The following is a 14,478-nucleotide window of genomic DNA, read 5'->3' as shown; positions in this document are numbered from 1 at the left end:
CGCCTAGAGGGCGACGCCATGCTGGACAAAGGCTTCGCGGGTCGGCGGATGGTCGAGCACGCCACAGCGCCGCAGCAGCTTGACCAGGTTGGCCTTGGTGGTGCCGACGTAGTCATTGAGCCTCTCGAGAAACTGCGCCTGGGTATCGGCGATGATGCTGTCTGCTTCGCTCGCGCTGAAACCGCAGCCAAGCAGGACCTTGCGGTCGAAGTCGCGCGCTTCGTCGCCAGCCAGGTAGTCGTCCAGGTAGGCGGGCAGCATGCCGCCGATGACCCGCTTGGTGTCTTCGGGCAGGCGCGCCCAGTGGGCTGTCATCAGGTTGGCGAAGTAGCTGGCGTGGCGCCCCTCGTCGGAGACGTGGTCGGTCATCACCTTGGTGAAGGCCTGCGAGGCTTCCTTCTCGCGGCCGATGCTGATCAGGTCCTTGGTCAGGGTATGCTCGGCCAGGGTCACCGAGATCAGCTGAAAGTCGCTGTGGACCGCTTCGGGCAGCTGCGCGAAGGCGCGGTGCACGGCGCTCAGGTTGCCGTTGGTCTGTGGTACCTCGAGCGGCTCGATGCCAGTCAGGTTCTTCATCTGGATGATGTAGTCCAGGGCGACGTGGGCGTGGTAGCCCTCGTCAATGACCACGGTCAGGGCGTTGAGCTTCTCCTGCTCGCTGGCCCCGGCGATCACGTTGTTGACGATGTTCAGGCTGCAGTCGATGACGAAACGGGTCTCCAGCAGGCCGATCTCGTACATGTACTGGTAGGCGGACTGCGCGAGCACGTAGGCCACGCCCGCGCTGCCGAGGGCCTGCACCTTGGGATGCTCGCTGAGGATCTGCCGGGACTTCGGGTAGGTAAAGTCGTCCTTGGCGGCCTCGGCGATGACGATGCGCGGGCTGTTCTTCACCGTGGCCGTGGCGTACCACTTGTTAACCGATTCGAAGAATTGACTGGCGTTGAGTTGGACGGCTGCGTTCATGGGGATCCTCCTTGACTATGGGGTGGGTGGCGGTGCGGGTTCAGAACGGCATCAGTACCGGAAAGGCCTTGCGGTGGGCGCCCAGCGCCTGGCTGACGGACTCACCGAGGGCGACGGCGAAGTCCTCGAGATCGCGGCTGCTGTGGGCGGCGGAAAGGAAGATCGGCTCTTCCAGCGACGGCGCCATGAGGAAGCCCCTGTCGAGCATCTGCCGGTGCACGGCGGTGTAGATCTCGTAATGCTGGGTCTTCACGTCCTGGTACGAGCGCATCGGCCTGTGGCTGTCGCGGAAGGCGACGCCGCCGAGGGCACCGAAGCGGGTGAACAGGAACGGGATGTTCTGCGCGTTGAACTGCGCGTGGATGGCGGCGTCGAGGATCTGCCCCTTGCGCTCCAGCTCCTCGTAGAACCCCGGCTGAGCCAGTACGTCCAGCGCCGCGTTGGCGGCCGCCATGGTCAGCGGGTTGGCGGCGAAGGTGCCGGACTGGAACACGCTGTTGCCAATGGCCACGTGCTGCATGAAGCGCGCCTTGCCGGCGTAGGCGCCGATTGGCGTGCCGCCGCCGATGATCTTGCCGAAGGTGATCAGATCCGGCTCGATGTCCATCAGGTTGCAGATGCCGCCGAAGGTGAAGCGGAAGCCGGTGACCACTTCGTCGAAGATGAACAGCGAACCGTACTGGTCGCACAGCTGGCGGATCAGGCCCATGAAGCCTTGCTGGGGGCGGACGAAGCCCATGTTGGTGGCGTAGGGCTCGACGACCACCGCGGCGATGGCGTTGCCATGGGCCTTGAACAGGCTCTTGAGCTGCGCCTCGTCGTTGTACTGACACAGCAGCACTTCGCGGTTGAGGTTCTCCGGAATGCCCTGGGTCACCCCCTTGACCTTGACCCCCGAATCGCTCGGGCTGGCCAGCAGCACATCCGAGTGGCCGTGATAGGAACCGACGAACTTGACCAGCAGGTTGCGTCCGGTATGGGCGCGAGCGATGCGGGTGGCGGTCATCACCGCCTCGGTACCGCTGCAGACGAAACGGATCTGCTCGATCGCCGGCGTGCTTTCGACGATGCGCTTGGCCAGGCGATGCTCCAGCGGTGAGGTCAGACCCACTACCGTGCCCTGGGCGGCCTGGCTGGCGATCGCCTCGACCACCTCGTCACGGGCATGGCCCAGCAGCAGAGCGCCGAAGGCGTTGAGGAAATCCGTGTAGACGTTGCCGTCGACGTCGGTGATCTGCGCGCCCTTGGCCGAGGCGGCGCAGATCGGCTCGCCGCCGACCTGGCGGAAGGCGCGCATGGGGGAGCTGACGCCGTCGGGGACTACCGTGCGAGCAAGTTCGAAGAGCTGAGCGGAGGTCTTTGTGGAGCGCATGCTGGTTAACTTCCCTATTGGTTCCTAGCGGTTCGGTTGCTCCCTCGGTACTTCGCTCCTCCAAGGGGGTGATGCGTTTGCAGCGCCGATTTAAATGTATCTGTGTTGCAAACACATGAACGATTAGAGACCGGAAAAAAACGCCCGCGCCATTCGAAAATTGCAGAAACGTGACAAGGGTCACCGTCGAGTTTTTCGAGGGCTTTCGCGCGTCAGGCGCCAGGTCCCGCGCCAGAGCGGCTGGAGAATATTCCGCGCGAATCGGCGTTGGCCTGCTAGCGGATGGGCCACATAGGCGTGGGGAGGGGCTGGGATGGCTCGTGGTAATCGTGCGGTACGCTGGCACGAGCGCTTGGTCAGGGGGGGCAGGTGTGCGTCTGGCTGCCGGCCAGCGCCCGGTGGCGAGCGCGAAGGTGGGATTCGGGGGCACATGAGCTCGAGCCGTGGGTCAAACCACGCAGATGAGGCTCAGGTAGATAATCGTTTTTGACGCCTGATAAATGCCGGTTAAAACTATCGTAACCCCGATTTACGGTAAGCAAATCGACTAGCTATTGAGGCGGCGAGACTGTCCCGTTGCCCGGCTCATTTCCCGGAGCGGGCGTTGTGTCGGGCCGGACATAGACAAGGCTTTTGTTTCTGTGGACCCCAATGTCGAGGCGGCGGGTGCCCTCGAGTCACTTATCCTGCGGTAGTCGGCTCTAATCTGGGGTCAGAATGAAAATAAGAAACGTGTGGATTGCTGCGGGCGCGACCTTCGGGTGCTTGATCTTGGTCGCGGCAGCCATGGCAGCGGTAATGCGCTATTCCTCAACGCACCTGCTCGAGCGCGATGCAGAGCATACAGCCCTATCCTGGGCCGAGTTCGTCGGTGCGACAGTTCCAGATCTTGAGGAATTGTTCAGCGACGGTGAGCTCACTGACCGGGCGCGCCAGAATCTCACCTATTTCCGACGCGTGCAGGAAGTGTTCCGCTTCAAAATGTTTAGTCCTGAGGGCAAGACCATGCTGGTCTCGGACGACCTGGATCTGCCCGCAGGCGCCGTGAAGACTCAGAGCAATATTGGCCATGGAAATACCGTCGTCCGCGAGCTGGTGCTTAGCGGCGAAAACGTAGTCCTTTTGAAGCGAGGTGCCGCAGGTCCTGGGCGTCCCGCCATCTTCAGCGAGGCCTATGTGCCTATTTCGCGGGGGCAGCGCATGATTGGGGTGGTCGAAGTCTATGTCGATCAGTCCGAACGTGCTGCCCGTATCGAGCAGGCCTTCACCGTGGTCGCGGGAGCGATGTTCGCGTTACTGAGCGCCATCGGTGTCGTCGGCAGCGTGGTATTTCACCGGCGCCTCGAGGCCGAGAGAGAAGCCGAAGAACGCATGCGTTACTTAGCACATCACGATGCGCTGTCTGGACTGCTCAACCGGACGAGCTTCGGCGAGGCCCTGCAAGAGGCCAGCTGGCGCCACGACGCCGGAGGGGCAGAGTTCTCGGTGCTCTGCATCGATCTGGATCACTTCAAGGACGTGAATGACAGTCTCGGCCACGCAGCCGGTGACGAGCTGCTGCGGCAGGTTGGCGAGCGCCTGCGTTCTCTGGTTCGGCACGGCGACCGGGTCGCGCGCCTGGGGGGGGATGAGTTCGCCATCCTGCAGAGTGGTGTGGCCTCAGCCGACGACGTGATCACCTTGGCGGAAAAGGTGGTGGAAGTGCTGGCTCGGCCTTATGGAGTTTTCGGGCAGACACTTCAATCCAACGGGTCGGTCGGCGCCGCCATCTATGGGATGGACGCCAGGACTGTTGAGGCGTTGATGCACAAGGCGGACTTGGCGCTATACCGCGCCAAAGCCGCCGGCCGTGGTACTTTCAGCTTCTATGACGAGACGCTCGACAAGCAGCTTGAGGAGCGCCGCGACCTGATCAGCGAAATGCGAGTGGCAATCGGCGGCGAGCAGTTTCGGTTGCACTATCAGCCCCAGTATTCATCGGACGGCAAGACCCTCAACGGTTACGAGGCTTTGCTGCGCTGGACGCACCCCCCACTTGGCCCACTGACGCCAGATAAGTTCATCCCACTGGCCGAAGATACCGGGCTGATCGACCCGCTTGGCCGCTGGGTCTTGCGCGCCGCGTGCACGCAGGCCGCGCTGTGGCCTAGTGATCTGAGCGTGGCGGTCAATCTTTCTGCTGCCCAGTTTCGCCACGGTGATCTAGTCGAGATAGTCGCTCGCACCCTGGATGCCACTGGCCTGCCCGCCCACCGCCTGGAGTTGGAAATTACCGAGTCATTGCTGATGAGCAATACCGAGCAGGTGACGCAGGCGCTCAGCCGGCTCGTAGCCATGGGTGTGCGCATCGCCATGGACGATTTCGGCACCGGCTATTCGAGCATGGCCTACCTGTGGCGCTTTCCTTTCGACAAGCTCAAGATCGACCGCGCGTTCACCGAGAATCTGGATACCGATCCCAAGGTCGGCCTGATCGTCAGGTCGATCATTGCGTTGTCGCATTCGCTGGATATACGGGTCAGTGCCGAGGGGGTGGAAAAAGCTGAGCAACTCAAGGTCTTGCGCAAGCATCGTTGCGATGAGGTTCAGGGCTATTTGTTAGGGCGTCCAGTTCCTGACGATCAGTTGGTCCATCTAGGCGCAGCAGATGCGCCTGATGGGATCGTTCAGGCTCAGAGCACTGCGGGAATCGAGCCAGATTCGATGTAACAAGCCTATATGGACGCTCCCCACAAGTAGATGAGGAATCGCTTTTCAAGCCTGCCGTCAGTGCGGTTGCATTCGTATATCCGGCCTGTCATGGGCAGCATCGCCCTGGCCACTCTGTAGTTCGCGCAGCGGGGGCCCAGCGTTCAATCGATCACGTGGATCATGATTGTTATCGGCCTTGTTCCGCTGCAGGACTCGCCTGTTCCGACAGTCTCGCGTCTCACCACAACCACCCGAAACCCTTCATTCCCTCCTGATTACTCCCGCCGTCAGGCGGGCCTTACGCGCTGCCAGTTGCCGCTGAAACGTCGCTCGTGGCACCACACCGCCCAGCAGATCCGTACCAGTTTATTGGCCAGGGCCACCGCCGCCTTGTTGTGGCCGATGCGCGCCGCCAACAAGGCGGCGCGGGAGCCGTGGACCAGCAAGGTACGCACATAGACGTTGCCCTGGCAGCTGATATGGCCCAGCTTGCGCCGGTTGCCGCTGCTGAACTCGCGTGGGGTCAGGCCCAGCCAGGCACTGAGTTGACGGCCGCTGGCGAAGCGCTGCGGATTGCCGACCGCGGTCTTCAGGGCGCTGGCGGTGAGCAGGCCGATGCCGCTGACCTCGTCCAGCCTGCGCACGATTTCATCCTCGGCATGCCATTGCTGCAGCTGCCGCTCGCAGTCGGCCATGCACTGCTGATAGAGATTGATCTCGCCCAGGACGATCTGCAGCAGGCCGCGCAGACGCGCCAGCTCCGGGCGCTCGATCAGTTCGTTGGCCCGGCGCAGGAAGGCCGCGGTGCTGGCCGGCGCCTCGATACCGGCTTCGCGCAGGATGCCACGCAGCAGGTTGATACGCTGGGTGCGGCTCTTCTTCCAGGTCTCGCGCAGGCCGTGCAGCTGCTGCAGTTGCTGCTGCTCGTGGCTCTTCACCGGCACCGGATGCAGGCCGGCACAGCGCGCCGCTTCGAGCATCGCCTCACAGTCGTTGCGGTCGGTCTTGTTGCGCCGCCGATAGGCGCGCACATAACGTGGATGCAGCAGCATCACCCGGTGCCCACGGGCCTGCATCAACCGCCCCCAGTAGTGCGCCGTGCCACAGGCCTCCATCAGCCACTCGACCGCCTCGGCCTGCTCCTGTATATATCGCCCGAACGCCTCACGACTCAGCCGCCTGCGCTGACTCACCACGCCGGCACGGACACTCTCGGCAACTTGGTAAACGGACTTGGCCATATCAACTGCTATGCGTTTCATCAGCGCTCTCCCAACGAACAGTCACCACCACGTTGTCTAAGAAGGGTGGCTCGGGGAGCGTCCATTACGGCACTCAAGAGCTTTTGCATGGCTGTTAGCTGGGGCGATTGGGTTCTACCCCATTTTCACGGGCGGTTTGGAAATGGGTAGAACGCGAAATTCGGGGCGACTCACGGTGGACGCGTCCGTACGAGCACATTCAAGCATGCTGGGCACTCAGTATGCGACGTTCATACCACCAAATCAGCAGGTAGATCAGCGTGACGACACTAGTTGCAACCGCCATTGCAGTGAAGAGCAGAGCGGCTTGCCTTGGGATGAATTCCAGCAGTGAGGTCAGAAACTGGCCCGAGAAGATGGCCATCGACAGGTAAGCCAAATTGCGGCCATGCCGTGCGGCTGGTGTGCGCTCCACTCATGTGGTTCACCAGCGGACTCGATAGGCCGAAGCCGATACCGGCACATCTCTCAAAAGACCGTGCCGCTCGATGCCCGAACGGTAGGGAGTCATCGTCCATTTCTAACTCGGAAATCGTTGCGCGCGCGCGCGTGCGGGAAGGGCGGTAAGTCCTCAACACAGTCGCTGTCGGCGTTGGGGGGCATAAGCGAAACGGGGAGCGAACGGGGAGAATATGGGGGTAAAAGAAAAAGGGGTCAGGTCGATCTGACCTAACCCCCTTGATTTGTATGGTGGGCCTACACGGACTCGAACCGTGGACCAAAGGATTATGAGTCCTCTGCTCTAACCAACTGAGCTATAGGCCCCCAGAAGGCCGGCGGATTATACCGGGGGCTTGGCGCCAGCGCCAATCGAATGACTCGGCTCGAAAAACAGGTTCGAGCGCATCGCCGCTGGTGTTTTGAGGCTGTTGCGAAAGGCGGGAGTGGGGTGCCGGCGGTGCGCGCCGGTGAAAGCAAAACCCCCGGTTTGGGCCGGGGGTTTTGTTGTTACTCGTCGAGGAAGGAGCGCAGGTGCTCGCTTCGCGTCGGGTGGCGCAGTTTGCGCAACGCCTTGGCTTCGATCTGACGGATTCGCTCGCGGGTGACATCGAACTGCTTGCCGACTTCCTCGAGGGTGTGGTCGGTGTTCATGTCGATGCCGAAGCGCATGCGCAGTACCTTGGCTTCGCGGGCGGTGAGGCCGGCCAGGACTTCGCGGGTGGCTTCCTTGAGGCTTTCCACGGTCGCCACGTCGATCGGCGACTGCATGGTGGAGTCCTCGATGAAGTCGCCCAGATGCGAGTCTTCGTCGTCGCCGATCGGCGTCTCCATGGAGATCGGTTCCTTCGCGATCTTCAACACCTTGCGGATCTTGTCCTCGGGCATTTCCATGCGCTCGCCTAGCTCTTCCGGAGTCGGTTCGCGACCCATCTCCTGCAGCATCTGCCGGGAGATACGGTTGAGCTTGTTGATCGTCTCGATCATGTGCACTGGAATACGGATGGTGCGAGCCTGGTCGGCGATCGAGCGAGTGATCGCCTGACGGATCCACCAGGTGGCGTAGGTCGAGAACTTGTAACCGCGACGGTATTCGAACTTGTCCACCGCCTTCATCAGGCCGATGTTGCCTTCCTGGATCAGGTCGAGGAACTGCAGGCCGCGGTTGGTGTACTTCTTGGCGATGGAGATCACCAGGCGCAGGTTGGCCTCGACCATCTCCTTCTTCGCCCGGCGGGCCTTGGCCTCGCCGATCGACATGCGCCGGTTGATGTCCTTGATCTCGGCCAGGGTCAGGTCGCACTCGGCTTCCAGGGCAACCAGCTTCTGCTGGCAACGCTGGATGTCGGCCTGCAGGTTGCCGATGGCTTCGGCGTACTTGGCCTTGCCCTTGGCCAGCTGCTCGGCCCAGGTCGGGTCGACTTCGTTGCCCGGGAACAGGCGCAGGAAGTCGGCGCGCGGCATGCGTGCATCACGCACGCACAGCTGCATGATGGCGCGTTCCTGGGCGCGCAGGCGCTCCAGGGCGCTGCGCACCCGTACGACCAGTGCGTCGTACTGCTTGGGTACCAGCTTGATCGGCATAAACAGATCGGCCAGTTCCTTCAGCTCGGCGATGGCCTGCTTGCTGCTGCGGCCGTGCTTCTTCAGGGCCTTGTTGGCCTTGTCCAGCTGTTCGGCTACGGCAGTGAAGCGGCGCAGGGCTTCTTCCGGGTCCGGGCCGCCATCGCCTTCGTCCTCGTCGTCGCCGCTGTCGTCGTCATCTTCGTCGTCGTCATCGCTGTCATCGGCGGCAGCACCGTCCTTGGCCGGCACGGGCGCGGCGGCTTCGGCGGGCACGCTGCCGTCGTCGGGGTCGATGTAGCCGTTGAGTACTTCAACCAGGCGGCCACCCTCGGTGGTCACGCGGTTGTACTCGGCGAGAATGCTGTCGACGGTGCCGGGGAAGTGGGCGATGGCGCTCATCACCTCGCGGATGCCTTCCTCGATGCGCTTGGCGATTTCGATCTCGCCTTCGCGGGTCAGCAGCTCTACCGTGCCCATTTCGCGCATGTACATGCGCACCGGGTCGGTAGTGCGGCCGATATCGGTCTCAACGGCGGCGAGTGCGGCCGCGGCCTCTTCGGCTGCGGCTTCGTCGGTGTCGGCTTCGGCCAACAACAGGGCGTCCGCATCCGGAGCACTCTCGAATACGTTGATCCCCATGTCGTTGATCATGCGGATGATGTCTTCCACCTGTTCCGGATCGGAAATATCCTCCGGCAGGTGGTCGTTGACCTCCGCGTAAGTCAGGTAACCCTGCTCACGACCGCGGCTGATCAATTCTTTCAAACGAGATTGCTGTTGCGCTTTTACGGACATAACACCCTATCCACTGAAGGTCTTGGCGGGCTAAAAACAAGCCGCGGATTATACCCGAATAAGACCCTTACGCGCCAGTTGGGCTCGGGACTACTGGTGATGTATTACGGCTCAGCAGGTTGCGCAGCAGGTCTTTTTCCTCTGCACTCAACTCACTTTGACGGGCTTTGCGCAGCAAATGTTCCAGGCTGCGCTCGCGTTGGCGGGCGACTAGAGTAGTTATAGTGTCGAAAAACTGTTGTTCAAGGTTGTCCGCCGAAATCAGCCACTCCTTTTCCGCCAGGGCCCGCAGTAGACGGCCCTGTTCGGTGCCGTGCCAGCGCGCGATCAGCTGCAGCGAGCGCAGTTTCGGGTTCTTCTGCAGGGCGCCGAGCAGGGCCACCAGCAGTTGGGCGTAGGTGTCGTCCTCGGCAGCGAAGTGGCTGACGTCCTCGACTTTCTGCGCCAGTTCGGGGTGGTGCAGCAGGGTGCGCAGGGCGCTCAGGTGCGGCGATTCGACGCTGACGGCGGTGCGTGGTGCGCGCGGCCGCTCGTCGCCGCGCCCCTGCTTGCTCCACTTCTTGCCGTCCTTCTTCCACTCTCCCTTGCCTTTGTTGCCGCGCTCGAAGCTGGGCGCCGGGCTGGGGTGGGCGTAGTCCTCGTAGCTGGGAGGGGCGTCGTGGTAGGCGCTATCCGGAATGTCCGGGTAGTCCGGGTATTCGCTTGGCGCCGCGCCAGGGCTGGAGGTCGGCGCCATCTGGCTCAGGGCTTCGCCGCTGAGGCCGGTGATCTCGGTGAGGCGCTGGCGCATCAGAGTGCGCAGGTTGTTGCCGGGGATCTTGTCGATCAGCGGCGCAGCCAGGGTCACCAGGTGCGCCTTGCCTTCCAGCGAGCGGGGGTCGGCCTCTTCGCTGAGTTGCTGGAAGAAGTAGTCGGCCAGCGGTTGGGCCTGTTGGATGATGCGTGCGCGGAAGGCATCGGTGCCTTCGCTGCGAACCAGTGTGTCCGGGTCCTCGCCGTCGGGCAGGAACAGGAAACGCGCGCGACGGCCGTCCTGCAGGTTGGGCAGGGTGGCTTCCAGGGCGCGCCAGGCGGCGTTGCGTCCGGCCTGGTCGCCGTCGAAGCAGAACAGCACGCTGGGTACCAGACGGAACAGGCGCTTGAGGTGCTCTTCGCTGGTGGCGGTGCCGAGGGTGGCGACGGCATTGCGCAGGCCCTGCTGGGCCAGGGCGATGACGTCCATGTAGCCCTCGACCACCATGATCTCGTCGAGGTCGCGGTTGCTCTTGCGTGCCTCGAACAGGCCGTAGAGCTCCTGGCCCTTGTGGAACACCGGGGTTTCCGGCGAGTTCAGGTACTTGGGCTTGTCGTCGCCGAGTACCCGGCCGCCGAAGGCGATGACCCGGCCGCGGCTGTCGCGGATCGGGAAGATGACCCGGTCGCGGAAGCGGTCATAGCGCTTGCCGCTCTCGGCGTTCTCCACCAGCAGGCCGGCATCGATCATCGCCTTCTGCTGCAAGCTGTCGCTGGCCAGGTGCTTGAGCAGGTTGTCCCAGCCTGGCGGCGCAAAACCGAGGCCGAAGTCGCGGGCGATCTCGCCGGACAGGCCGCGGCCCTTCAGGTAGTCCACTGCGGCCCGGCGTTGTGGATGGCTCTTGAGCGCCTGGCGATAGAAGTCGGCGGCGGCGGCCAATAGCGGGTAGAGCGGCGAGTCGGTGGGTTGGCGGGGCTTGTTGCTGCGTCCGCCTTCCTCGCGGGGCACTTCCATTCCGGCGCGTTTGGCCAGGTCCTCGACCGCCTGGGGAAACTCCAGTTGGTCGTGGTCCATGACAAAGCCCAGGGCATTGCCGCCGGCGCCGCAGCCGAAGCAGTAGTAGAACTGTTTGTCCGGGCTGACGCTGAAGGACGGGGTCTTCTCTTTATGGAAGGGGCAGCAGGCGGTGTAGTTCTTGCCGGCCTTTTTCAGCTGGATGCGCGCGCTGACCACTTCGACGATGTCGGTGCGGTTGAGCAGGTCATCGATAAAGGACTGTGGGATCAGGCCGGCCATAGGCGCTCAGAATACTGCCGTGCGGGGCGGCTGGACAGGGTCGCTGGCCAGGCGAAAAACTCCGGCCATTCGCCTGTCGGCGAAGCGGAGTGCGGGGCCATAAAACGCAAAGCCCGGCGAAGGCCGGGCGCTGCTGGGTGCTCCGAGGCGGTCCGTACTGATTAGTACAGGCGCACGCTGCGGCGCTGCTCGCGCTGCACTTTCTTGGCGTGGCGCTTAACGGCGGCAGCGGCCTTGCGCTTACGCTCGGCGGTCGGCTTCTCGTAGAATTCGCGGCTGCGAACTTCAGCCAGAATGCCGGCTTTTTCGCAGGAGCGCTTGAAACGACGCAGAGCTACGTCGAAGGGTTCGTTCTCTTTAACTTTGACGGCTGGCATCCAGGGCGTACCTTCTTTATTACCGGTTTGGGTAACGTACTCCTGGCAGATGGCGCGGGAGGACGTAGGTTTTTAAGGGTTGCGGATGTTACCGTCTCGTCGCCCTGAATGCAAAGCCTCTGATCGAAAAGCGCTGGTCGGTCTCCTGGCCTGCCTATTATCATGCGCGCCTTCGAAATCATGACACCTCAAGTCAAGGCGCTGCCCATGCTGGTACTGGGATTGGAAACCTCATGCGACGAGACCGGCGTCGCGCTCTATGACAGTGAGCGCGGTCTGCTGGCCGATGCGTTGTTCAGCCAGATCGACCTGCACCGGGTCTATGGTGGCGTGGTACCGGAGCTGGCCTCGCGCGACCACGTCAAGCGCATGTTGCCGTTGATTCGCGAGGTCATGGCCGAGGCCGACTGTACCTCCGGCGAGATCGACGCGATCGCCTACACCGCCGGCCCCGGCCTGGTCGGTGCGCTGCTGGTCGGCGCCTCCTGCGCCCAGGCCCTGGCCTATGCCTGGGATATCCCGGCCCTCGGTGTGCACCACATGGAAGGGCACCTGCTGGCGCCGATGCTGGAGGCGCAGCCACCCAGTTTTCCGTTCGTCGCCTTGCTGGTGTCAGGCGGTCACACGCAGTTGGTGCGGGTCGACGGCATTGGCCAATATCAGTTGCTGGGCGAGTCGCTCGACGATGCGGCGGGCGAAGCCTTCGACAAGACGGCCAAGCTGATGGGCTTGCGCTACCCGGGGGGGCCGGAGATCGCTCGCTTGGCCGAGCGAGGCGCTGCTGGGCGGTTCGTGTTTCCGCGGCCGATGACCGACCGGCCCGGCCTCGACTTCAGTTTCAGTGGCCTTAAGACCTTCACCCTGAATACCTGGCAGCAGTGCCGCGATTCGGGCGATGACGATGAGCAGACCCGTTGCGACATCGCCCTGGCTTTCCAGGAGGCGGTGGTCGACACCCTCACCATCAAGTGCCGCCGCGCCCTCAAGCAGACGGGCCTGAACAGCCTGGTGATCGCCGGGGGCGTCAGTGCCAACAAGGCCCTGCGCGAATCCCTGGAGAGCATGCTCGGGGCGCTCAAGGGGCAGGTGTTCTATGCGCGTCCGGCCTTCTGCACCGACAACGGCGCGATGATCGCCTACGCTGGCTGCCAGCGGCTCAAGGCCGGTCAGCGCGAAGGCTTGAGCATCTCGGTGCAGGCGCGCTGGCCAATGGAGCGCTTGCCCGCACTCTAGCCGGGCAGGAAGCGGGCGGGGCAGGCGCAGTTGGCGGCGATCAGAAGTGCCGTTCGCGCCCCGCGAACAGGTCGCGCAGATTGCCGCGATGGCGCCAGACCACCAGTGCCGTCAATACACTCACCGGCAGCAGCGCCGCAGGCTGCTGCCAGGCGAGCAGCGGCAGGGTCAGCGGAGTGGCGATGAGCGCCGCCAGGGAGCTGGTGCGGGTCAGGGCGAAGGTCAGCAGCCAGGCTGCGATCGCAAGGAGTGCGGCGGGAGGATAGAGGCCCAGGAGCATGCCGGCGGACGTGGCGACGCCCTTGCCGCCATGGAAGCGGAAATACAGCGGATAGAGGTGGCCGACTACGGCGGCGAGGCCGATCCAGGCCTGCTGTTGCAAGTCCAGGCCCAGCAGTTTGGCGACCAGCACTGGCACGAGGCCTTTGAGCAGATCGCCCAGCAGGGTCAGCACCGCCAGCCGTTTGCCGGCCACGCGCAGCATGTTGGTGGCGCCGGGGTTTCCCGAGCCGCTGGCGCGCGGATCCGGTCCGCCCGCCACGCGGCTGAGCAGAATGGCGAAGGACAACGAGCCCAGCAGGTAGGCGAGGACCGCCAGCAGCCAAAACATGGTATCCATATCCACGGCGAGGGATGGGGTGATTCTACAGGCCGATGCGGTGGGTAGCGAGCGAGGGGCGAGAGGCAGCTGGCGAGGCTTGCCAGGCCCAGGCCCAGGCCCAGGCTGACGGCCGCTGTATTCTGCGTCGTAAATGGACATTTTAGTCCGCTATCAATGCCGTATAGTCCTGCGCAATGATGGTGCGCAGGGCGTCGGCCCGGTGCCGCGGCCACGCCGCGTTGTGGAGAGAGTGCTTGGACATAGTGTTTATCGAGGGTCTGGAAGTCGACACGGTGATCGGCGCGTACGACTGGGAGCGCACCATTCGCCAGTGCCTGCGCCTGGACCTGTACCTGGGGTGGGACAATCGCCCGGCGGCGGCGGGTGACGACCTGAGCAAGGCGCTGGACTATGCGGCGGTGTCGGCCCGGGTTCAGGCCTATGTCGGCGAAGCGCAGTTCATTCTGGTGGAGACCCTGGCGGAGCGCCTGGCCGAGCTGCTGATGGCCGAGTTCCAGATACCCTGGTTGCGCCTCAAACTGACCAAGCCGGGCGCGGTGCCCGCGGCCCTGGGCGGCGTTGGCGTGGAGATCGAGCGCGGATGTCGCTGATCCCGGTTTTTCTCGGTCTCGGTAGCAATATCGAGCGTGAAGCCCATCTGTGTGCCGGCCTCGATGCGCTGTCTGGCTTGCTTCACGATATGCGCTGCTCGCCGGTTTTCGAGAGCCATGCGGTGGGGATCAAGAGCGGTCCGTTCTTCAACCTGGTGGTCACCGGTTACAGCAACTTGCCGCTGGGCGAGTTGGATCGACGCCTGAAGTTCATCGAGGCGGATAACGGTCGCTATGCGCCAGAGCGCAAGGGCTTGCCGCTGGATATCGATGTGCTGCTGTATGGCGACCAGGTCGGCAATTTCGATGGTCTGATTCTGCCGCGGGCGGAGATTCTCAAAAACGCCTTCGTGCTCTGGCCGCTGGCGTTGCTTGCGCCCGAGGCGCTGCACCCTGAGGTGCAGCGCCGTTTCGCCGAATTGTGGCAGGCAGCCAGCATCGATCAACAGCTGTGGCCGGTGGCATTCCAGTGGCGCGGCCATGAGCTGACCCCGGCGTCCCTGCTGCTTGCCTGCCCGCCGACGGCTCGGCGCTAGC

The 14,478-nt window shown here is 63.4% G+C and carries 11 protein-coding genes and 1 tRNA gene; 4 read left to right on the top strand and 8 right to left on the bottom strand.

Annotation, left to right across the window (positions count from 1 at the left end):
* Nucleotides 1-3: 3 nt before the first annotated feature.
* Nucleotides 4-966 carry a diiron oxygenase gene (locus ACSX1D_RS19045; RefSeq protein WP_439859957.1) on the bottom strand — a complete coding sequence of 321 codons (963 nt, stop codon included), beginning with the start codon at nt 964-966 and terminating at the stop codon, nt 4-6.
* Nucleotides 967-1,006: 40 nt separating this feature from the next.
* Nucleotides 1,007-2,338, bottom strand: a complete 1,332-nt coding sequence (locus tag ACSX1D_RS19040) for an aspartate aminotransferase family protein (protein WP_439859956.1) — start codon at nt 2,336-2,338, stop codon at nt 1,007-1,009.
* Between the two features lie 717 nt (nt 2,339-3,055).
* On the opposite strand from ACSX1D_RS19040, the gene ACSX1D_RS19035 reads away from it, so the two are divergent.
* Nucleotides 3,056-5,047 (top strand): putative bifunctional diguanylate cyclase/phosphodiesterase, encoded by a 1,992-nt coding sequence (locus tag ACSX1D_RS19035; protein ID WP_439859955.1) that lies wholly within the window; start codon nt 3,056-3,058, stop codon nt 5,045-5,047.
* 269 nt (nt 5,048-5,316) lie between these two features.
* Here ACSX1D_RS19035 and ACSX1D_RS19030 read toward each other — a convergent pair whose 3' ends face one another.
* From ACSX1D_RS19030 to rpsU, 5 genes are all read right to left on the bottom strand, one after another.
* Nucleotides 5,317-6,291, bottom strand: a complete 975-nt coding sequence (locus tag ACSX1D_RS19030) for an IS110 family transposase (RefSeq protein ID WP_439859954.1) — start codon at nt 6,289-6,291, stop codon at nt 5,317-5,319.
* Between the two features lie 688 nt (nt 6,292-6,979).
* Nucleotides 6,980-7,056: transfer RNA gene (locus ACSX1D_RS19025), tRNA-Ile, on the bottom strand.
* A gap of 183 nt (nt 7,057-7,239) precedes the next feature.
* On the bottom strand, nt 7,240-9,090 hold the full coding sequence (rpoD, locus tag ACSX1D_RS19020; RefSeq protein WP_439859953.1) for an RNA polymerase sigma factor RpoD: 1,851 nt from the start codon (nt 9,088-9,090) through the stop codon (nt 7,240-7,242).
* Nucleotides 9,091-9,157: 67 nt separating this feature from the next.
* The gene (gene dnaG / locus ACSX1D_RS19015; protein ID WP_439859952.1) at nt 9,158-11,119 is read right to left on the bottom strand and encodes a DNA primase; all 1,962 of its coding nucleotides are present in this window, start codon (nt 11,117-11,119) and stop codon (nt 9,158-9,160) included.
* A 161-nt stretch (nt 11,120-11,280) separates the two neighbouring features.
* Entirely contained in the window at nt 11,281-11,496 is a 216-nt protein-coding gene (gene rpsU, locus ACSX1D_RS19010) for a 30S ribosomal protein S21 (protein ID WP_058068915.1), read from the bottom strand.
* A gap of 207 nt (nt 11,497-11,703) precedes the next feature.
* Between rpsU and tsaD the strand changes: the two genes are divergently transcribed.
* A complete protein-coding gene (gene tsaD, locus ACSX1D_RS19005) occupies nt 11,704-12,729 on the top strand; it encodes a tRNA (adenosine(37)-N6)-threonylcarbamoyltransferase complex transferase subunit TsaD (RefSeq protein ID WP_439862367.1) in 1,026 nt (341 codons plus the stop codon).
* Nucleotides 12,730-12,769: 40 nt separating this feature from the next.
* Here tsaD and plsY read toward each other — a convergent pair whose 3' ends face one another.
* A complete protein-coding gene (gene plsY / locus ACSX1D_RS19000; protein WP_208707137.1) occupies nt 12,770-13,339 on the bottom strand; it encodes a glycerol-3-phosphate 1-O-acyltransferase PlsY in 570 nt (189 codons plus the stop codon).
* Nucleotides 13,340-13,584: 245 nt separating this feature from the next.
* On the opposite strand from plsY, the gene folB reads away from it, so the two are divergent.
* Nucleotides 13,585-13,941 carry a dihydroneopterin aldolase gene (gene folB, locus ACSX1D_RS18995; RefSeq protein WP_208707136.1) on the top strand — a complete coding sequence of 119 codons (357 nt, stop codon included), beginning with the start codon at nt 13,585-13,587 and terminating at the stop codon, nt 13,939-13,941.
* Nucleotides 13,932-14,477 (top strand): 2-amino-4-hydroxy-6-hydroxymethyldihydropteridine diphosphokinase, encoded by a 546-nt coding sequence (folK, locus tag ACSX1D_RS18990; protein ID WP_208707135.1) that lies wholly within the window; start codon nt 13,932-13,934, stop codon nt 14,475-14,477. The genes folB and folK overlap by 10 nt, the downstream gene beginning before the upstream one ends.
* Nucleotide 14,478: the final 1 nt, after the last annotated feature.

It is taken from the genome of Pseudomonas sp. MBLB4136 (assembly GCF_051904765.1).
In the GTDB taxonomy this organism is placed as follows: Bacteria; Pseudomonadota; Gammaproteobacteria; order Pseudomonadales; family Pseudomonadaceae; genus Aquipseudomonas.
Note: the sequence above shows the minus strand (reverse complement) of the source record. Positions and strands in the feature narration are given on the sequence as shown.

Excerpts from the sequence above, each read along its gene's own strand:
- ACSX1D_RS19045 (WP_439859957.1), bottom strand. The coding sequence starts at position 966 with ATGAACGCAGCCGTCCAACTCAACGCCAGTCAATTCTTCGAATCGGTT.
- ACSX1D_RS19040 (WP_439859956.1), bottom strand. The coding sequence starts at position 2,338 with ATGCGCTCCACAAAGACCTCCGCTCAGCTCTTCGAACTTGCTCGCACG.
- ACSX1D_RS19035 (WP_439859955.1), top strand. The coding sequence starts at position 3,056 with ATGAAAATAAGAAACGTGTGGATTGCTGCGGGCGCGACCTTCGGGTGC.
- ACSX1D_RS19030 (WP_439859954.1), bottom strand. The coding sequence starts at position 6,291 with ATGAAACGCATAGCAGTTGATATGGCCAAGTCCGTTTACCAAGTTGCC.
- rpoD (WP_439859953.1), bottom strand. The coding sequence starts at position 9,090 with ATGTCCGTAAAAGCGCAACAGCAATCTCGTTTGAAAGAATTGATCAGC.
- dnaG (WP_439859952.1), bottom strand. The coding sequence starts at position 11,119 with ATGGCCGGCCTGATCCCACAGTCCTTTATCGATGACCTGCTCAACCGC.
- rpsU (WP_058068915.1), bottom strand. The coding sequence starts at position 11,496 with ATGCCAGCCGTCAAAGTTAAAGAGAACGAACCCTTCGACGTAGCTCTG.
- tsaD (WP_439862367.1), top strand. The coding sequence starts at position 11,704 with ATGCTGGTACTGGGATTGGAAACCTCATGCGACGAGACCGGCGTCGCG.
- plsY (WP_208707137.1), bottom strand. The coding sequence starts at position 13,339 with ATGTTTTGGCTGCTGGCGGTCCTCGCCTACCTGCTGGGCTCGTTGTCC.
- folK (WP_208707135.1), top strand. The coding sequence starts at position 13,932 with ATGTCGCTGATCCCGGTTTTTCTCGGTCTCGGTAGCAATATCGAGCGT.